Genomic DNA, 18,986 nt, shown 5'->3' with positions numbered 1-18,986 from the left:
CAGTAACTGACGAGAGATAGAAGTTTGGCGTCGCGCCCGCGCGGTGGCGGTAAAACCTGGAGGAACCATGCGAAAGATCCTGGCATCGATGCTGCTGTTCGCGGCGGCGCTATCTGCAAACCCCGCTCGGGCGCTGGACAGTACCAGCCCGCCGGTTGTCGTCACGCCGCTTGCCGATCGCAGCCAGACGGCGTCCGGCCAGCCGATCGTGCTGCCGCAGAAAAATGTCCAAGTGCTGGTTTCAACCTATGACATTGCGGTCGGCGCCACTCTGCCGGTGCACAAGCACCCGTTTGCCCGCTACGCCTATGTCGAGGCCGGGACACTCAAAGTGACGAATGTCGAGACCGGCAACAGCAACACCTACAAGACGGGCGATTTCATCATCGAGATGATCGGCCAATGGCACCAGGCCACCAACATCGGCGACGCCCCGGTCAAGCTGCTGGTCATCGACCAGGCCGAACAAGGCGCCAAGAACACGGTGCTGCAGAAACAATAGATCTCTCGCTAAGGACCTAGGCAGGGTTGCCGGGCTGGCCCAAGCAGCGACTGGCTGTTCCGGCTTCCCCACCAACCGAGCCGATGGTAGGGCTGGCCGTCATGCAATCATGAAGGATCGCCCCTTGGCCGGAAATGCTCGCCCCCTGATCGAAATCTGCGTCGAAGGCATCGATGGACTGCTGGCCGCGCAGGCCGCCGGCGCCGACCGGGTCGAGCTCTGCGCCAGCCTGGTCGAAGGCGGCATCACGCCCAGCCTCGGCACGGTGCGCGCCGCACTCGAGAGCGCGACAATTCCCTTCCATGTCATCGTGCGGCCGCGCGGCGGCGATTTCCTCTACAGCGAGGCCGAATACAGCTCGATGCTCGCCGATGTCGCAGCGCTTCGTGACCTCGGCGTCGCCGGTGTCGTCGTCGGTTGCCTCAATGCCGACGGCACCATCGATGAAACCCGCATGGGCGCACTGGTCGATGCCGCCTGTCCGCTCGCCGTCACCTGCCACCGCGCCTTCGACATGACGCGCGACCCGGCCGAGGCGCTGGAAGCGCTGATCCGCTGCAAGGTCGGCCGCGTGCTGACCAGCGGCCAGAGGGACACCGCGGTGGAAGGCGCCGGCCTGTTGGCGGATCTCGTCCGCCAGGCCGACGGCCGCATCATCATCCTCGGCTGCGGCGCGCTGGACCCCGAAAACATCGCCGGGGTGCTGGCATCAACCGGGCTGACGGAACTGCATTTCGCCGCGCTCAAGGACGTACCGAGCGCCATGGCCTACCGCAACCCGCAAGTCGGCATGGGCGGCGCCGATCTGGACCGCGAATACCGCACCACAGTCACCGATGGGGCGCTGGTTGCCGCGACGATTGCGGCGGCCAGAGCATGATGAGCGAAGCCGTGACTGGGCCGTCGCCGATCAGCCGTGTCTCGCCTCAGGACGAAGCGGCCATCCTCGCACTCAACAATGAGCACGCCGCCGAACTGTCATGGCTCGAGCCCGAACGGCTGTCTTTCCTGCTTGGCGAAGCGTTTTACGTCAGGCGCATCGGCGCGCTCGAAGCCTTCATCATGACCTTCGACCAAAATGCGGCCTACGACAGCCCGAATTTCCTCTGGTTCCGCGAGCGCTATCCACGTTTCGTCTATGTCGACCGTGTCGTCGTCGCGGCGCAAGCACGCGGCCGCGGCCATGCCCGCCGGCTCTACGAGGATCTGTTCGGGGAAGTCGCCCGCGCGGGCCACAGCATCGTCACCTGCGAGGTCAATGTCGAACCGCCCAATCCGGCTTCGGACGCCTTCCATGCGGCGCTTGGCTTCGGCGAGGTCGGCGAAGCGGCGATCCATGGCGGCCAGAAGACCGTGCGCTACTACCTCAGGCAGATCGCGGGCTGACACATCGCTGGGCGCCACAGGCCCTTGGTGGCCCGCCTGTCACCAATTCCGGTTCAGCCAGGCCCGCGCGGGCTTCTCGACCAGATAATAGCTGCATAGTGCACAGGCGAAGACAGCCGCCAGCATCGGGATCGGCGCACTGCCCTGCTTGGCGACGAATTTGTAGAAGGGCTGTTGCCAGAGATAGAGCGAGTACGACCATAGCCCGATCATCACCATCGGCCTGGATGAAAGCAGGCCGGTAAGATGCCAGTTGCTGGTGTCCAGCGTATTGACGGCAAGCGCCAGCAACGGCACCGCCAGTAGGTAATGGATCGGCGTCGGCACCGGATCGAGGAACAGCAATATAGCCGCCGCCGCCGACACGAGGCTGACATAGGGGCTCGTCAGGAATGCCGGCAGCCGGTCATCGTGCTTGAGCAGGCAGATCGATGCCGACAGCAGGATCGAGGCGATATGCACATCGGTGCGCCAATAGCTGTGCTCGTAATCCATGCCGAGTGCCCAGTACGAAATGGCGCCATTGGCCATCGCCAGCAGCGACAGCGTCACCAGCAGCCGAACGACATTACCCCGCCCGGTCACCACCACGCTGATCAGCGCCAGGATGATGTAGGCATGCTCTTCTACGCATAGCGACCAGATGTGGTCGAGCGCGCCGGCGCGGGTGATGAGAATTCCGGCATAGTTGTAGGTGAATGTCAGCGCCGTCAGCGCCGCCTTCCATTTGAAGCCGATAAAGGTGCCGGAGAGCCCGATCATGGCTGATGTCACGAACACCAGCAGCGCGGGATAGATGCGCGAAAAGCGACGCTTGAAGAATTTTTTCAGCGGAAAGCGTTCGATGAACAGTATCTCGTCCATCAGCCGGCCTGAGAGCACGAAGAAGAACTCGACGCCGAGCACGCCGAGATTGATCCCGGGAACGGGGAAGAAATGGCCGATCAGCACCAGTGCGATCGAAAGCCCGCGCCAGCCATCGAGATAGGCCAGTCTTGCTCTGGCTGCTTTGTCGGCTGTGGCCCGCGGCAGGGCAACAGACGCTGCGGAGATGTCGGCCATGCCGATCCTCTACGACGCAAGATCTTGGCGCAGCTCACACCGCCGCGCGCAGAATCCACCCCGTGTTCCGCCAAGCTATACATATTGCAGTGCAATATCAGATTGTGCAAGTGCGAGAATGGGGCTAGGCAGTCCCTTGGGAAGTATGCGCCTGTTCTTGCACGGAAATTACCTGAAACAACGGATTTGCGCGTGGCAGCGAACCCGCAAGGACTGGGCAGTTACAGCCCGCCGCAGACGAACAAAGGGGCCGCGATGGCCCCTTTCCTTGTCAGTAGCTTTATGATGTCAGGCGTTGGCTGCCGCCACCGCGCGCTTGGCCATCACGGCGATCAAATTGGCACGGTATTCGGCCGAAGCGTGGAGGTCGGTCATCAAATTCTTCGCCGGCACTTTCACGCCGTCGAGCGCCGATGCGGCAAAATTCTTCGCCAGTGCGGCTTCGATCTCCTTCGAGCGGAACACGCCGTCATCGCCGGCACCGGCAACGGCAACGCTGACCCCGTCCTTGCCCTTGGCCACGAACACGCCGACGATCGCATAGCGCGAGGCCGGGTTGCGGAATTTTTCGTAAGCAGCCTTGGCCGGCGCGGTAAAACTCACCGCGGTGATGATCTCGCCTTCTTTCAGCGCCGTTTCGAACAGGCCGGTGAAGAATTTCGCGGCTGAAATCTCGCGCTTGTTGGTGACGATGGTGGCGCCCAGCGCCAAGAGCGCCGCCGGATAATCGGCGGCTGGGTCGTTGTTGGCGACCGAGCCGCCGATCGTGCCCTTGTGGCGCACCGCCGGATCGCCAATCAGCGACGCAAGGTGCGCAAGCGCCGGACAGGCCTTCCGCAGCTTCTCGTCATTGGCGACGTCGTAATGGGTTGTGGCGGCGCCGATGGTGACGGTCTTGCCCGACACCTTGACGCCTTGCAGCTCCCTGATCCGCGACAGGTCGATCAGGTCGGACGGTGCGGCGAGCCGCGTCTTCATCGCCGGGATCAGCGTCATGCCGCCTGACAAAAGCCTGGCGTCGCCGCTCTTCACCAGCTTGGCGGCGTCGGCGACCGAGGCGGCGCGGTGGTAGTTGACTGCGTACATGGGATCCTCCCCTGAAGTGGTTAGGCAGTAGTAAGTAGGGAGTAGGGAATAGGGACGCTGTCATCTCCGGTAATGCCAATTCCCTACTCACTACTCCCTACTCACTCATTTCTTCGCCCTAATCGCCGCCCACACCGTCGACGGCGAGGCCGGCATGGCGATGTCCACAATCCCCAAAGCGTCGGTGATGGCGTTGATGACCGCCGGCGGCGAGCCGATGGCGCCGGCCTCGCCACAGCCCTTGATGCCGAGCGGATTGCTCGGACACGGCGTGTTCGACGTCGAGACCTTGAATGACGGCAGGTCGTCCGCGCGCGGCATGGTGTAGTCCATGTAGCTCGCCGTCAGCAGCTGCCCGCTATCGTCATAGTGCGCGCCTTCCAGCAGCGCCTGGCCGATACCCTGGGCGATGCCGCCATGCACCTGACCCTCGACGATCATCGGGTTGATGATGTTGCCGAAATCGTCCGCCGCGACGAACTGGACGATCTCGGTCGTGCCGGTTTCCGGATCGATCTCGACCTCGCAGATGTAGCAGCCCGCCGGGAAAGTGAAGTTCGCCGGATCGTAGAAGGCGGTTTCCTTCAGTCCCGGCTCCATGCCTGCCGGCAGATTGTGAGCGGTGTAGGCGGCAAGAGCCACCTGGAACCAGGGCAGGCTCTTGTCGGTGCCGGCGACCTTGACCTCGCCATTCTCGATGACGATGTCGCCCTCGTCGGCTTCGAGCAGATGGGCGGCGATTTTCTTGGCCTTGGCCTCGACCTTGTCGAGCGCCTTGGCGATTGCCGACATGCCGACCGCGCCCGAGCGCGAGCCGTAGGTGCCCATACCCATCTGCACCTTGTCGGTATCTCCATGGACGATCGAGACCGAGTCCAGTGGCACGCCAAAACGCTGGTTGACGAGTTGCGCGAAGGTCGTCTCATGGCCCTGGCCATGGCTGTGCGAGCCGGTCAGCACCTCGATCGTGCCGACGGCATTGACCCGCACCTCGGCCGATTCCCACAGACCGACGCCGGCGCCGAGCGAGCCGACCGCCGCCGACGGCGCGATGCCGCAGGCCTCGATATAGCAGCTCATGCCGATGCCGCGCAGTCTGCCCTGGCTGGCGGCCGCCGCTTTGCGCTTGGCAAAGCCGGCATAGTCGGACGCCTGTGTCGCCGCATCGAGTGAAGCTCCATAGTCGCCGGCGTCATAGTTCATGATGACCGGCGTCTGGTGCGGAAACTCGGTGATGAAATTGATGCGCCGCAACTCCGCCGGAGAGACCCCAAGTTCACGCGCGGCGGTCTCCATTGTCCGTTCGAGCAGATACGTGGCTTCCGGCCGCCCTGCCCCGCGATAGGCATCGACGGGTGCCGTGTTGGTGTAGACGGTGCGCACATTGGCGTGGATCGTCGGGATGTTGTACTGGCCCGACAGCAGCGTCGCGTAGAGATAGGTCGGCACGCAAGACGAGAACAGCGACATGTAGGCGCCGAGATTGGCGATGGTGTCGACTTTGAAGCCGGTGATCTTGTTGTTCTTGTCGAACGCCATTTCGACCGTCGAGACATGGTCGCGGCCATGTGCGTCGGTGAGGAAGCTTTCGGTGCGGTCGGCGACCCATTTGACCGGGACGCCGGTTTTCTTGGACGCCCACAGGCAGACGATCTCTTCGGGATAGATGTAGATCTTCGAGCCGAAGCCGCCGCCGACATCGGGCGCAATGACGCGCAGCTTGTTTTCCGGCGCGACATTGTAGAAGGCGCTCATCACCAGCCGCGCGACATGCGGGTTCTGCGACGTCGTCCAGCAGGTAAAATGGTCCTCGGCCTTGTCGTAATGGCCAAGGGCCGCGCGCGGCTCCATGGCGTTGGGAACCAGCCGGTTGTTGACGATCTTCATGCGGGTGACATGGGCCGCCGCCTGGATCGCCGCGTCGGTCGCCTTGGCATCGCCGATCTCCCAGTCGAAGATAAGATTGTCCTCGGCTTCGGCATGGACCTGCGGCGCACCTTTTTGCAGCGCCTTGGTGGCATCGACCACCGCCTTCAATTCCTTGTAGGTGATCTCGACCGCTTCGGCCGCGTCGCGGGCCTGGCCCTTGGTTTCCGCCACCACGATGACGACCGCGTCGCCGACATAGCGCACCTTGTCGACGGCCAGCGGCGACCACGCGCCCATCTTCATCGGCGAGCCGTCCTTGGAATGGATCATCCAGCCGCAGATCAGGTTGCCGATGCCGTCGGCCTTGAGCTCCTTGCCGGTCAAGACGCCGATGACGCCGGGCATCGCCTGCGCTCGTCTGACGTCGATCTTCTTGATCTGAGCATGCGCGTGCGGGCTGCGCACGAAAGCGGCATGCTTCATGCCGGGAACCACCATGTCGTCGACATAGCGGCCGGCGCCGGTGATGAACCGTTTGTCTTCCTTGCGCACGACCCGAGCGCCGATGCCTTCAATGCCCATAGGAATTCCTCCGGAATAGCGAATAGTGAGTAGCGAATAGTGAACAGTGAGTAGGGAATTGTGCTCGGAGCGGTTCGGCTAAACCGACTACTCGCTATTCACTATTCACTACTCGCTTCTTTCTTACGCTGCCTGTTTCGCCCTGCCCTTCGGCACCTTCGCCATCGTCTGCGATGCGGCGAGGATCGCCTTGACGATGTTGTGGTAGCCGGTGCAGCGGCAGATGTTGCCTTCGAGCTCGGCGCGCACCGTCGCCTCGTCAAGGCCTTCGGGATGGCGCGCGATCATGTCGGTCGCCGTCATGATCATGCCCGGCGTGCAGAAGCCGCATTGCAGCCCATGATGTTCCTTGAACGCGGCCTGCATCGGATGCAGGTCGCCGCCATTGGCAAGCCCTTCGATCGTCACCACGGTCGACCCGGAGGCCTGCACGGCCAGCATCGAACAGGACTTCACCGCCTTGCCGTCGACATGCACGACGCAGGCGCCGCATTGAGAGGTGTCACAACCGACATGCGTTCCGGTGAGACCAAGATTTTCGCGCAGGAAATGAACCAGAAGCGTTCGGTCCTCGGCAGCGCCGCTGATCCGTTTTCCGTTCACGACAAACGAAACGTCCGACATGCATCCTCCCTGGGTATCGACCTTGGTAGTCATGCTGCCGATGCGGCTTTGGCGCTCGGCCATGCGCTATTGGTACACTGCAAAAAGCGCAAAAAACACACGGCGCTCATTGTACTTTCGGTCATGGAGAAAACGAAAATCATGGGCCTGTCCGCCCCATTGCCAAAGAGCGAATAGGGGGCAACAATGCCCTCGACGCCAACGCGCCGAGAGACATAAAACGGGCGCGCGCAGGAAGCGTCGGAGGATATCGGGAGGAAGCCTCTGGCCAGTTCACGGACGAGCTATGCATCCGGTCTGTCGGCGCTCACCACCGACGAGCCCGACGCCGATGCATTCGCCCTGGCGGTCGCCGTCGAGGCCGCAGCCATCGATGCCGGCTTTGCCCTGCTGTTCTTCTCCCAGAGCCTGTTTGACGCGAGCGTCCTTTCGCAAGGGCTGAAGACCCACGCGCCGACGCTGGCCTACGCCGCCTGCTCGACCGCCGGCGAGATCACCCCCCAGGGCCTGGAGGAAGGCCATGTGCTGGCGCTGCTCTTTCCCTCCGCGTCGTTTTCGGCGGTCAGCACCATGGTCGACAATCTCTCCTCGTCGGGAATGGACAGGATCACTGATGAAGTCGAGGGCTTGCGGCGGTTGCTGCGCGGACGCACCGGCAGTTGCCATGCCAAAAGCACCTTCGCGCTCTGCTTCATCGACGGCCTGTCCTTTGCCGAGGAAGCTGTAACCTCGGCCATCCATTGGGGGCTGGACGACATCCCGCTGATCGGCGGTTCGGCGGGCGACGATTTGAAATTCGAAACCACCAGGCTGATTTCGAACGGCAAGGTTGCGTCCGACAGCGCCATCATTGTGCTGATCGCCACCGAGATCCCGTTCCATGTCTTCAAGACCGACAATTTCATCCCAACCGACGAGAAGCTGGTGGTGACGGCATCCGATCCGGACCACCGTACCGTGCGCGAATTCAACGCCACCAACGCGGCTGAGGAATATGCAGCCTCGGTCGGCATCGTTGCGCAGAACCTGACGCCGATGAGCTTCGCCTCGCACCCGGTGGTGGTGAAAGTGGGCGGCGAATATTACTGCCGCTCGATCCAGAAGATGCATGCCGACGGTTCCCTGTCTTTCTTTTGCGCCATAGACGACGGCGTCGTGCTGTCCATCGCCCAGCCCAAGGACATGGTGGAATCCACGCGCGCCGCACTGCGCGACGTCGAGCAACGGCTCGGCGGCATCGACATGATCCTCGGCTTCGATTGCGTGCTGCGCCGGCTCGACGCCCGCAACCGCCAGGTGTTCCGCGACATTTCGGAGCTCTACCGGGTCAACAATGTCATCGGCTTCGGCACCTATGGCGAACAGTACCGTTCGATGCATCTGAACCAAACCTTCACCGGCATCGCCTTCGGCGAACGCCAGGCGGCGGAATAGCGCATGCCGCTCAGGGACATCAACGACGTCGACAGGCTGAAGAAGATCAACGCCGCTCTGGTCAGCCGCGTCGAGCGCTCGATGGACCAGCAGGGCAACGCCTTCTCGCTGTTCCAGACCGCAATTTCACTGGAAAACCGCGTGCGCATGCGCACCGAGGAACTACACTCGACCTTGCGCCGGCTGGAACAGTCGAACATCGACCTCAGCGCCGCCAAGGAAAACGCCGAGCTGGCAAACCTGTCCAAGACCAGGTTCCTGGCCGCCGCCAGCCATGACGTGCTGCAGCCGCTGAACGCCGCCCACCTCTCGGTCTCGGCACTGGCCGAAGTGCAGACCAGCGACGAGGGCAAGAAACTCGTCCGTCAGGTCGAGCGCTCGCTGGAGACGATGGAAGACCTGTTGCGCACGCTGCTCGACATTTCCAAGCTCGACGCCGGCGTGGTCCAGCCCGACATTGGCGACGTCAATCTGGAGACGCTGTTTTCGTCGCTGCGCTCGGATTTCCTGCCCGTGGCCGAGATGAAGGGGCTGGCGCTGAAGTTCCGCCCGGTCAGCGCCGTGGTGCGTTCGGACCGCACGCTCTTGCGCCGCATCCTGCAAAACATCCTGTCCAATGCGCTGCGCTATACCCCTTCGGGCGGCGTGCTTGTCGGCACAAGGCATCGCGGCGATACCATCCGCATCGATGTCGCCGACACCGGCTGCGGCATTCCCGACGACCAGCGCGAGGCGGTGTTCGAGGAGTTCCATCGCGGCTCCGCCATTCCAGCCGACACCGGGATCTCCGGCGGCGGGCTGGGCCTGGGCCTTGCCATCGTGCGGCGCATGGCTGCCGCGCTCGGTCATCCCGTGACGTTCTCCTCGAGGGTTGGGCGCGGCACCATCTTCCACATCGACGTGCCGGTCGGCATCGGCGCCAGCGCCGACGCCATCGCCAGCCTTGCCGAGATGGAGCGGCCGCGCGGCTACGGCCTGTTCGGCACCAAGGTGCTGCTGGTCGAAAATGACGCCGACGTGTTGCAGGCGATGACCTTCCTGCTCGAGCGCTGGCAGTGCCTGGTGCGCGCCGCGACCTCGACCGAGGCTGCGATCAGCCTGCTTGGCGACACCGACTGGGTGCCCGACATCGTCATTGCCGACCAGCATCTCGACGACGGCGACCTCGGCACCGCCACCATCGCCGAAGTCCGCGATTATCTCGGCCGCGCCGTGCCGGCGCTGATCGTCACCGCCGACGGATCGGAGGCCGTCGCCAAAGCCGCCCGCGCCGCCGGCATCGAACTGATGCGCAAGCCGCTGAAACCGGCGCAGCTAAGGGCGCTGCTGGCGCATTTGCTGGCTTGAGCCCCATACCCTCCCCTCGATGGGGAGGGTCGGCGCGCAGCGCCGGGGCGGGGTGCAGCGCCAAGCTCCCCCACCCCGCTCCGCTTCGCGGATCGACCCTCCCCACAAGGGGGAGGGTAAAGATCAAAACCCCGCCTGATCCCTGAACAACTCCGCATTGTCGAGCTTCGACACCTCGATCACCGCCTGCGTGCGGCTATACACATTGAGTTTGCGCAATATCTCCGAGACATGCGCCTTCACCGTGGTCTCGCCGACCTGCAACTCGTAGGCGATCTGTTTGTTGAGCAGGCCCTGGCGCAGCATCTGCAGCACGCGCAGCTGCTGCGGCGTCAGTTTGGCCAGCCGCTGCACCATATCGGCGCGGTCGGCGCTGTCGGCGTCGGGCGGCTGTCCCTCATATGTCTCCGGCACATAGATCGCGCCCTCCATCACCGAGCGGATTGCGGCCGCAAGATCGCTCTTGCGCGCCGATTTCGGGATGAAGCCGGCAGCGCCATAGGACAACGCCTCGGAGATGATCTTCGGCTCCTCATAGCCCGAGACGACGACCACCGGCAGCCGCGGATGGCGGGTCCTGAGTTGCAGCAGTCCATCGAAGCCATGGACATCAGGCATGTTGAGATCGAGCAGCGCCAGATCGAACGGTTTTATCCCACCCAAGAGATCGAGCGCTTCGGCGATCGAGCGCGCCTCCACCGTGTCGACTTCCGGGTACGCCATCTGCACGGCGCTGTGCAGCGCCTCGCGAAACAACGGATGGTCGTCGATGATCAGAAACCGGGCGCGATCGTTCACTGCGGTCATGGTGTTCGTTTCAGTCCTCCCTGGGCAGGATACTCCCGCTGGTATGGGCAGCTTATTGGCAAATAGTCTATCGCCATCTTAACCCCCGGAGACGAAGCCGACTTTATCAGACAATCAAGGCGCAGCCGATGCTTTTGCGGACGCTGATGCCTTGCCCGGGGGTTCAAATCGGTCAAATGTGCCGTCAAGATCCCAAGCAGAGACCCGCGCATGACAGACTTCGTCCTTCCCCTGCCCGCAACACCATCGGTCGCCGTCGCCGGCTCGGCCGAGCGTTTTGCGGTGCGACGCATCTTCTGCGTCGGCCGCAACTACGCCGCCCACGCCCGCGAACTCGGCAATGATGAGCGCGATCCGCCCTTCTTCTTCACCAAGCCGGCCGATGCGGTGGTCAATTCCGGCACCACGATCCCCTACCCGCCCTTGACCAAAAACCTGCATCACGAGATCGAATTGGTCGCGGCGATCGGCAAGGCCGGCTTCCGCATTCCGCGCGCTGAGGCGCTCGACCATGTCTGGGGCTACGGCGTCGGCATCGACCTCACTCGCCGCGACCTGCAGGACGAGGCCAAGAAAGCCGCGCGGCCCTGGGACTGGTCGAAGGCCTTCGACCGCTCGGCGCCCTGCGGTCCGCTGGTGCCGGCCGCCAAATCCGGCCATCCGCAAAAGGGCCGCATTTGGCTCGCCGTCGACGGCGCGGTGAAGCAGGAGGGCGACCTCGCCGAACTGATCTGGCCGATCGCCGATATCGTTTCGATCTGCAGCAGTGCGGTTGTACTACAACCGGGCGACCTGATCTTCACCGGCACGCCGGCCGGCGTCGGCGCGGTGGTGCCGGGCCAGACGATGACCGGCGGCGTCGACGGCATCGGCACCATCGAGATCACTGTCGGCCAAGATTCGATCGGCCAAAATTCCACCGACAAGCCGTGATCCAATGAGCGACCTCGTCCTCCACAACTACTACCGCTCTTCCACCTCCTATCGCGCACGCATTGCGCTCGAGATGAAGGGCCTGACCTACGATTACGTGCCGCATCATCTGCGTCATGGCGACCATCTGGAGCCGGCTTACCTGGCGGTCAATCCGCAGGGGCTGGTGCCGGCGCTGATCCTGGGCGACGGCACGCTTTTGACGCAGTCGCTGGCGATCATCGAATATCTCGACGAGACCCATCCCGAACCGCCGCTGTTGCCGAAGGACGCGCTCGGCCGGGCGCGCGTGCGAATGCTGGCGCAGATGATCGCCTGCGACATCCACCCGGTGAACAATCTGCGCGTGCTGACCTCGCTGCGCACTTTGTTCGGCGCAGGCGACCAGGATGTCGTCAACTGGTTCCGCCACTGGGTGAACGAAGGCTTCCAGCCGCTTGAAAAGATTCTGGCTTCATCGGATGAGACCGGCACATTTTGCCATGGCGACGCACCGGGCCTCGCCGACATCTGCCTGGTCGCCCAGATCGCCAGCAACGCCCGCTTCGGCGTCGACCTGACACCCTACCCCGAGATCTCGCGCATCCACGCCGCCTGCATGGCGCTGCCGGCCTTTCAGAAGGCGGCGCCGGAGAATCAGATAGATGCCGAATAGGCTCACAATGCCGGAGCAGAGCACGGAGAGTTGCCGATGAAAGCCGTCGTCTTCGAAAAATTCGGTGAGACGCCGAGAATCCTGACCGTGCCGGATCCGAAACCGGCTGCCGACGGCGTCGTCATCAAGGTCGAGGCGACCGGGCTCTGCCGTAGCGACTGGCATGGCTGGATGGGTCATGATGACGGCATCACGCTGCCGCATGTGCCGGGCCATGAACTGGCCGGCATCGTCGTCGCCGTCGGCAAGCAGGTGACCCGCTGGAAGGCCGGCGAACCCGTCACCGTGCCGTTCTGCGTCGGCTGCGGCCGCTGCTTCGAATGCAATTCGGGCAATCATCAGGTCTGCGAACAACAAACGCAGCCCGGTTTCACCGCCTGGGGCTCGTTTGCCGAATATGTCGCCATTGAGCATGCCGACACCAATCTCGTGCGCCTGCCCGAGGAGATGGAGTTCGCCACCGCCGCCAGCCTCGGATGCCGCTTCGTCACCTCGTTTCGCGCCATTGTCGACCAGGGCCGGGTGACGCCGGGCGAATGGGTGGCGGTGCATGGCTGCGGCGGCGTCGGCCTGTCGGCGATCATGATCGCCAGTTCCATGGGCGCCAATGTCATCGCCATCGATCTCACCGACGAGAAACTGGAATTCGCCAGAAAGATCGGCGCGGTGGCGACCATCAACGCCTCGACGACGCCGAACGTGGTCAAGGCGGTCAAGCAGATCACCAATGGCGGCGCGCATATGTCGATGGACGCGCTCGGCCACCCCACGACATCGTTCAACTCGATTGCCAATCTGCGCCGGCGCGGCCGCCACGTGCAGGTCGGCCTGATGCTGGGCGAACATGCCCGCCCGCAAGTGCCGATGGACAAGGTTATCGCCTTCGAGCTCGAAATCCTCGGCAGTCACGGCATGCAGGCCTACCGCTACCCCGCAATGATGGAAATGATCCGCGCCGGCAAGCTCAAGCCCGAACTGCTGGTCGGCAAGAAGATCAGCCTTGATGAGGCGCCGGCGGCGCTGATGGCGATGGGCGGTTTCGAGGGGATTGGCATTGGGGTGGTGACGAAGTTCGCATAGCCATCCGACAAAAATCTTTCCGCAATCGCTTTACAATCGACGTAGGACTATTCACAATCTGGAGTTGATAAAGATTAAGGAACACGCATAGATTGATGCGATCCATTCTCTTGGCCGAGGCCGGAAATGAGACTTTTTCTGCTCTGTCTTTTGTTGCTGTGGCCTACGCTCAGTGCCTGGGCGGAAGAGAGTGGAGTCGCTGACGCCCAAGCGCCAGGTCAGGGCTCCGCCTCGACATCCAATGAAGCAGAGACGGCAAAGGAATCCACTCTGCGGTTCGAAGATTTTCCGGCGAAGATTTTTCAAAAGAAGGCTGCGAAGGACATCCTAATTCACCCTAATGATTCCTGGGCGCAGGCAGTTAAGCCGGATATTCGCGAAGCGATGAAACGTGGTGCCGACTTCGCCGGTCACTTCTCCGTCGTTCTGGTCAACTGCGGCAATGCATGTATTGCCGCACGCATGGTTGATTTACGCACCGGTCAGCTCTTTTGGATTCCCGGGGGCTACCAGTTGGACTTGGAGTACTACGTAAGGAGTCGGTTAATGAGGGTTGCTTGGGCGGAACCTTCCGAAAATCCAGTGTGCGTGCGCCAGGATTTTGAGTGGACGGGGCGCAAATTCGTCAAGCGCTACGAGGATCGCGAGGAAGTCGCCGATTCGTCCGAATGTCCTGGTTTGGCGTACATAGGCAAGCCGCTTCAGTGAATAGCGCAGCAGCAGCACTCTCACCGCGCAAACTTCTTCGCCCCGAACACGCAAGCCACCACGCCGAGCGTAACAACCACCATCAGCGGGCTGACCTGCTCGTGCAGCAGGGTCGCTGCCAGCGCGAGGCCGAAGAAGGGCTGCAGCAGTTGCAACTGCCCGACCGCGGCGATGCCGCCTTGCGCCAGGCCGCGATACCAGAACACGAAGCCGATCAGCATGCTGAACAGCGAGACATAGGCGAGACCGACCCAGGCGCCGGAGCCGACGCCGGCAAAGGATGGCGGCAGCGTCGCAAAGGTCAGCACAAGCATGATCGGCAGCGAGATCGCCAGCGCCCAGCAGATCACCTGCCAGCCGCCCAGCCTGCGCGACAATGCGGCCCCCTCGGCATAGCCCAATCCGCAGACGATGATTGCGGCCAGCATCAGGCCGTCGCCGACAGGTGAGGCCGTCACGCCTTGCATCAGGGCAAAACCGGCGACCAGCGCGCTGCCGATGCAGGAGAACAGCCAGAAGGCCGGGCGCGGACGCTCGCCACCGCGCAGCACGCCGAAGATCGCGGTGGCCAGCGGCAGCAGGCCGACAAAGATGATGGAATGGGCGGAGGTGACGTGCTTGAGCGCCAGCGCGGTGAGCAAGGGAAAGCCGACGACCACGCCAAGGGCGACGATCACCAGCGACAGAAAATCGCTGCGCGCCGGGCGCCTCTGTTGGAACAGCACGAGCATCGCCAGGCCAAGCAGTCCGGCAATCGCCGCGCGGGCCGAGGTCAGGAACGTCGGATCGAAATCCGCCACTGCGACGCGCGTCGCCGGCAGCGAGCCTGAGAAGATCAACACGCCGATGAATCCGTTCGCCCAGCCGCTCGCGGTCTTGTCCATTCCAGGCTCCATTGCTTTCGCCCTCTATCGGGCAAGTGCCTATGGTGCAGCCAGAGACAATGCAGTACAATTCCGCAAAACTGTAATGGCTATCAGAGCAATACAGATGACCGAACTCATTTTGGAAACTGGCAATGCGCACCCTCCTGTCGCGACCACGCTTGTGGAAACTGTCATGGCGACCATCCGCCAGCGGATATCGGCGCGCAGCCTGACGCCGGGCGCGCGGCTGCCTTCGATCCGCGCCTTCGCCAAAGCCATGCAGGTGTCCAAATCCACCGTCGTCGAAGCCTATGAGCGGCTTGCTGCCGAAGGCGCGATACGCTCACGGCCGGGCTCGGGCTTTTATGCCGCCGGATCGCTGGCGCCGTTGTCGCTGGCCGAGATTGGACCCCGGCTCGACCGCGCCATCGATCCGCTGTGGGTTTCGCGCCAGTCGCTGGAAGCCGGCGACGAGATGCTGAAACCCGGTTGCGGCTGGATGCCGGCCTCGTGGATGCCGCAGTCCGCCCTGCGCCGGGCGCTGCGCACGGTGGCGCGCGCCGACGATGTCGACCTTGCCGATTACGGCACGCCGCTCGGTCTGCCGCCGCTGCGGCAATTGCTGGCACGGCGCATGGAAGGGCACGGCATCGAGGTCTCGCCCGAACAGATCATGCTGACGGAATCGGGCACGCAGGCCATCGATCTTCTGTGCCGCTTTCTGATCGGGCCCGGCGATACCGTGCTGCTCGACGACCCCTGCTATTTCAATTTTCACGCGCTGCTGCGCGCCCACCGCGCCAAGGTGGTCAGCGTGCCCTACACGCCATCGGGGCCGGATATCGAGCTGTTCGCGCAGGCGCTCGCCGAGCACAGGCCGCGCCTCTACATCACCAATTCCGCCATCCACAACCCGACCGGCGCGATCCTGTCGCCGGTGACCGCGCACCGGCTGCTGAAGCTCGCCGACCAGTCGGACCTGACCATCATCGAGGACGATATCTTCGCCGATTTCGAGCACAGCCCAGCGCCTCGGCTGGCGGCGTTCGACGGCCTCAACCGCGTCGTCCATATCGGCAGCTTCTCCAAGACGCTATCGGCGTCGGTTCGCTGCGGCTTCATCGCGGCACCACGCGACTGGATCGAGCAACTTACCGACCTCAAGATCGCCACCACCTTCGGCGGCGGCCGGCTGGCGGCCGAACTGGTGCTGACGCTGCTTAGGGACGGCAGCTACCGCAAGCACATGGAATTGCTGCGCGCGCGGCTTTCCCGCGCCATGGGCGAGACGGGCGCGCGCCTGAAGGCCATCGGCATCACGCCCTGGATCGACCAACCGGCCGGCTTGTTCCTGTGGTGCAGCCTGCCGGATGGCGTGGACGCGGCTGAAATGGCACGCCGCGCGCTGGCCGACAACATCGTGCTGGCGCCCGGCAACGCATTCAGCCTGTCGGGAACCGCCAGCCGGTTCCTGCGCTTCAACGTTGCCCAATGCCAAGACGAGCGGATTTTCAGGGTGCTCAAGGCGGCAATGGCGCGCTGAGCGCTCAGCGGGAGGCCGCGCAGACCTCCCGAACGCAATCTCGCAGCCAGCGTTGCGCCGGATCGGCATCGAGCCGTGGATGCCAGAGCATCGAGATGGTGACCTCCACCGTGGCGACCGGCAGCGGAAAGCTGACCATGCCGGCGCGTGCGCCTTGCGTGTGCTGTTCGGGCACGCTGGCAATAAGGTCCGAAGCGCGCGCCATGGCGAGTGCAGCCGAAAAGCCGGAGACCATGCACATGACGGTTCGCTGCAGGCCGAGCAGCGCCAAAGTCTGATCGATCGGCCCTCTTTCCCGACCCCGCCGTGAAACGCTGATGTGGCGGCCGGCCGCGTAGCGTTCAGGCGTTACCGCGCCTTCACTCAAAGGGTGGCCGGCTCGCACAGCACCGACGGAGCGGTCGCGAAACAGCGCCTGTGTCAGCACTTCAGGTCCGGCCTCGCCGGCAACGCCGATTTCGAGGTCGATGTCCGCGTCGCGTAGCGAGGCGACATCCTTGTCGGATTTGGGCCCAAAGCGCAGCCGCGCGCCCGGCGCCTCGGCCTGGATGCGGGCGACAAGACGCGGCCCGAATTCCTCGACGAACCCTTCATTGGTGCGCAGCGTGAAGATCTGTTCCAGCTTTGCGAGATCGAGAGGCCTGGCAGGGCGCAGCAACGTTTCTGCTTCCTGGACGACATGGCCGGCCTGCTGCCGCAATGCCTCCGCGCGCGGCGTCGGGACCAGGCCGCGGCCGGCGCGGACCAGCAGCGGATCGCCGGTCGCTTCCCGCAGCCGCGCCAGCGTGCGGCTCATCGCCGAAGGGCTGAGCCGCAGCCGGGTTGCCGCGCGCGCCACGCTGCCTTCGGCGAGCAAAACGTCGAGCGCGAACAGCAGATTGAGATCGGGCGATGCCATCGGCGGATTGTAGCACATGCCATGGCGTTTGCCGCACGAATAAGATGCAAATGATGCGCCTTCCGCCATTCCATCCTGACGACTAGATCTCCGACAGGTCCGGTTGCGGGACTGACAAGGAGGAAATCGCCATGGCAATTGCTGAGCAGAACGAGTGCGCATCGGCGCCGCAGAACACCCGGTCCGCAGGCCTGGCCCACTCTCCTGTCTTGGCATTGGCCAGCCTGTCGCTCGCCACGCTGCTGTCGTCGCTTGGAACCAGCATTGCCAGCGTCGGACTGCCTTCCCTCATGCAGGCGTTCGGTGCGCCGTTCCAGTCCGTGCAATGGGTGGTTCTCGCCTATCTGCTCGCCATCACCGCCCTGATCGTCAGCGCCGGGCGCCTGGCTGACATGGTCGGCCGCCGGCCGTTGCTGCTCGGCGGCATCGCGCTGTTCACACTGGCCTCGGTGCTCTGCGGCCTAGCGCCGACGCTCTGGCTGCTGATCGCGGCGCGCGCCGTGCAAGGGCTGGGTGCCGCGCTGATGATGGCGCTGACGCTGGCCTTTGTCGCGGAGACCGTGACCAAGGAGAGAACCGGCAGCGCCATGGGCCTGCTCGGCGCCATGTCGGCAATCGGCACGACGCTCGGCCCCTCGCTTGGCGGCTTGCTGATCGCCGGCTTCGGCTGGCGGGCGATCTTCCTCGTCAATGTGCCGCTCGGCCTCCTGACCTTTGCCCTCGCCTCGCTGGCCCTGCCTGCCCGCGACAAGACTGCGGAAGCAGCTCAAAACAGCTTCGATGCGATCGGGACGGTCTTGCTGGCCCTGACGCTGGCCGCCTATGCATTGGCCATGACGCTCGGCCGCGGCCATTTCGGCGCCCTCAACATCGGCCTCCTGGTGGCCGCCGGCATCGGCGTCGTTCTGTTCGGCGTTGCGCAGACGAAGGCGAAAAGTCCCTTGATCCGGCTTGCCCGGTTGTACGACATCCGGCTCAGCGCCAGCCTCGCCGCGAACCTCGTTGTCGCCACCGTGATGATGGCGACCCTGGTGGTCGCTCCGTTCTATTTGTCGCGAGGGCTGGGGCTCAATGCTGCGATGGTCGGCGTGGTCCTGTCGACAGGTCCGCTGGTCTCCGCGCTCTCGGCGCTTATCGCCGGCCGCCTCACCGATCGCTTCGGTACCAACAGGATGATGATCGCCGGACTATTCGGCCTGGTCAACGGCACCTTGCTTTTGTCGCTCGCCGCAACAAGACTCGGCATTGTCAGCTATATCGTGCCGATCGCCGCCACCTGCTTCGGGTACGCCCTGTTCCAGACATCCAACAATGCCGCCGTCATGAGCGGTGTCGCTGCCGGCGAGCGCGGCGTGGTGTCCGGCCTGCTCAATCTGTCGCGCAATCTCGGCCTGATCACCGGCGCATCGCTTATGGGCGCCATTTTTGCGGCTGCCTCGACGGGAGAACGGCAAAGCCAGGACATGCTGACCTCAGCGGCAGCCGCGCACGGCATGCAGGTTACCTTTCAGACGGCAACGGTCCTGGCGGTGGCTGCGCTGTTGCTGGCACTGCTCTCGACCCGCGCCGGCGGCAGGCTGTCGGTGCGGCAACAGCCATCATGA

At 63.7% G+C, this 18,986-nt stretch carries 18 protein-coding genes; 11 read left to right on the top strand and 7 right to left on the bottom strand.

Annotation, left to right across the window (positions count from 1 at the left end):
- Nucleotides 1-67 precede the first annotated feature (67 nt).
- The 3 genes from NKH38_RS08820 to NKH38_RS08810 all read left to right on the top strand — a co-directional run bounded on the left by NKH38_RS08820 (nt 68) and on the right by NKH38_RS08810 (nt 1,888).
- Nucleotides 68-502, top strand: a complete 435-nt coding sequence (locus NKH38_RS08820) for a cupin domain-containing protein (protein WP_352763528.1) — start codon at nt 68-70, stop codon at nt 500-502.
- A gap of 109 nt (nt 503-611) precedes the next feature.
- Nucleotides 612-1,382 carry a copper homeostasis protein CutC gene (locus NKH38_RS08815; RefSeq protein ID WP_502896640.1) on the top strand — a complete coding sequence of 257 codons (771 nt, stop codon included), beginning with the start codon at nt 612-614 and terminating at the stop codon, nt 1,380-1,382.
- On the top strand, nt 1,382-1,888 hold the full coding sequence (locus tag NKH38_RS08810; RefSeq protein WP_352763571.1) for a GNAT family N-acetyltransferase: 507 nt from the start codon (nt 1,382-1,384) through the stop codon (nt 1,886-1,888). Before NKH38_RS08815 ends, NKH38_RS08810 begins: the two co-directional genes overlap by 1 nt.
- 39 nt (nt 1,889-1,927) lie before the next feature.
- On the opposite strand, the gene NKH38_RS08805 is transcribed toward NKH38_RS08810, so the two are convergent.
- The 4 genes from NKH38_RS08805 to NKH38_RS08790 form a co-directional block, all read right to left on the bottom strand.
- The gene (locus tag NKH38_RS08805; RefSeq protein ID WP_352763525.1) at nt 1,928-2,950 is read right to left on the bottom strand and encodes an acyltransferase family protein; all 1,023 of its coding nucleotides are present in this window, start codon (nt 2,948-2,950) and stop codon (nt 1,928-1,930) included.
- Between the two features lie 288 nt (nt 2,951-3,238).
- Complete coding sequence (locus tag NKH38_RS08800; RefSeq protein ID WP_352763523.1) at nt 3,239-4,036, bottom strand: FAD binding domain-containing protein; 798 nt, start codon at nt 4,034-4,036, stop codon at nt 3,239-3,241.
- Nucleotides 4,037-4,141: 105 nt separating this feature from the next.
- Nucleotides 4,142-6,487, bottom strand: a complete 2,346-nt coding sequence (locus tag NKH38_RS08795) for a xanthine dehydrogenase family protein molybdopterin-binding subunit (protein ID WP_023688177.1) — start codon at nt 6,485-6,487, stop codon at nt 4,142-4,144.
- A gap of 123 nt (nt 6,488-6,610) precedes the next feature.
- Nucleotides 6,611-7,111, bottom strand: coding sequence for a (2Fe-2S)-binding protein (locus NKH38_RS08790; RefSeq protein ID WP_023681712.1), 501 nt, complete (start codon nt 7,109-7,111; stop codon nt 6,611-6,613).
- A 249-nt stretch (nt 7,112-7,360) separates the two neighbouring features.
- Between NKH38_RS08790 and NKH38_RS08785 the strand changes: the two genes are divergently transcribed.
- Entirely contained in the window at nt 7,361-8,545 is a 1,185-nt protein-coding gene (locus NKH38_RS08785) for an FIST N-terminal domain-containing protein (protein WP_348625835.1), read from the top strand.
- A gap of 3 nt (nt 8,546-8,548) precedes the next feature.
- Nucleotides 8,549-9,892 carry a hybrid sensor histidine kinase/response regulator gene (locus tag NKH38_RS08780; RefSeq protein ID WP_023688174.1) on the top strand — a complete coding sequence of 448 codons (1,344 nt, stop codon included), beginning with the start codon at nt 8,549-8,551 and terminating at the stop codon, nt 9,890-9,892.
- Between the two features lie 123 nt (nt 9,893-10,015).
- Here the strand turns inward: NKH38_RS08780 and NKH38_RS08775 are convergent, their stop codons facing one another.
- Nucleotides 10,016-10,699 carry a response regulator gene (locus NKH38_RS08775; RefSeq protein ID WP_023701705.1) on the bottom strand — a complete coding sequence of 228 codons (684 nt, stop codon included), beginning with the start codon at nt 10,697-10,699 and terminating at the stop codon, nt 10,016-10,018.
- A 210-nt stretch (nt 10,700-10,909) separates the two neighbouring features.
- Here NKH38_RS08775 and NKH38_RS08770 point away from each other — a divergent pair, with 210 nt between their 5' ends.
- The 4 genes from NKH38_RS08770 to NKH38_RS08755 all read left to right on the top strand — a co-directional run bounded on the left by NKH38_RS08770 (nt 10,910) and on the right by NKH38_RS08755 (nt 14,075).
- A complete protein-coding gene (locus NKH38_RS08770) occupies nt 10,910-11,632 on the top strand; it encodes a fumarylacetoacetate hydrolase family protein (protein WP_352763519.1) in 723 nt (240 codons plus the stop codon).
- A 4-nt stretch (nt 11,633-11,636) separates the two neighbouring features.
- Complete coding sequence (gene maiA, locus NKH38_RS08765) at nt 11,637-12,287, top strand: maleylacetoacetate isomerase (RefSeq protein WP_023710731.1); 651 nt, start codon at nt 11,637-11,639, stop codon at nt 12,285-12,287.
- 36 nt (nt 12,288-12,323) lie between these two features.
- Nucleotides 12,324-13,367, top strand: a complete 1,044-nt coding sequence (locus NKH38_RS08760) for a zinc-dependent alcohol dehydrogenase family protein (RefSeq protein ID WP_352763516.1) — start codon at nt 12,324-12,326, stop codon at nt 13,365-13,367.
- 126 nt (nt 13,368-13,493) lie between these two features.
- Entirely contained in the window at nt 13,494-14,075 is a 582-nt protein-coding gene (locus NKH38_RS08755; protein WP_352763514.1) for a hypothetical protein, read from the top strand.
- A gap of 20 nt (nt 14,076-14,095) precedes the next feature.
- Here the strand turns inward: NKH38_RS08755 and NKH38_RS08750 are convergent, their stop codons facing one another.
- Entirely contained in the window at nt 14,096-14,959 is an 864-nt protein-coding gene (locus NKH38_RS08750; protein ID WP_352763512.1) for a DMT family transporter, read from the bottom strand.
- Nucleotides 14,960-15,065: 106 nt separating this feature from the next.
- On the opposite strand from NKH38_RS08750, the gene NKH38_RS08745 reads away from it, so the two are divergent.
- On the top strand, nt 15,066-16,484 hold the full coding sequence (locus tag NKH38_RS08745) for an aminotransferase-like domain-containing protein (RefSeq protein WP_352763510.1): 1,419 nt from the start codon (nt 15,066-15,068) through the stop codon (nt 16,482-16,484).
- 4 nt (nt 16,485-16,488) lie between these two features.
- Here NKH38_RS08745 and NKH38_RS08740 read toward each other — a convergent pair whose 3' ends face one another.
- Nucleotides 16,489-17,382: a LysR family transcriptional regulator gene (locus NKH38_RS08740; protein ID WP_352763508.1), complete on the bottom strand. Its 894-nt coding sequence runs from the start codon at nt 17,380-17,382 to the stop codon at nt 16,489-16,491.
- Nucleotides 17,383-17,513: 131 nt separating this feature from the next.
- Here NKH38_RS08740 and NKH38_RS08735 point away from each other — a divergent pair, with 131 nt between their 5' ends.
- Complete coding sequence (locus tag NKH38_RS08735) at nt 17,514-18,986, top strand: MFS transporter (RefSeq protein ID WP_352763506.1); 1,473 nt, start codon at nt 17,514-17,516, stop codon at nt 18,984-18,986.

Source organism: Mesorhizobium sp. M1078, from assembly GCF_040318615.1.
GTDB lineage: Bacteria > Pseudomonadota > Alphaproteobacteria > Rhizobiales > Rhizobiaceae > Mesorhizobium.
The sequence above is the reverse complement of the archived record's forward strand: the minus strand, read 5'-3'. Positions and strand labels throughout refer to the sequence as shown.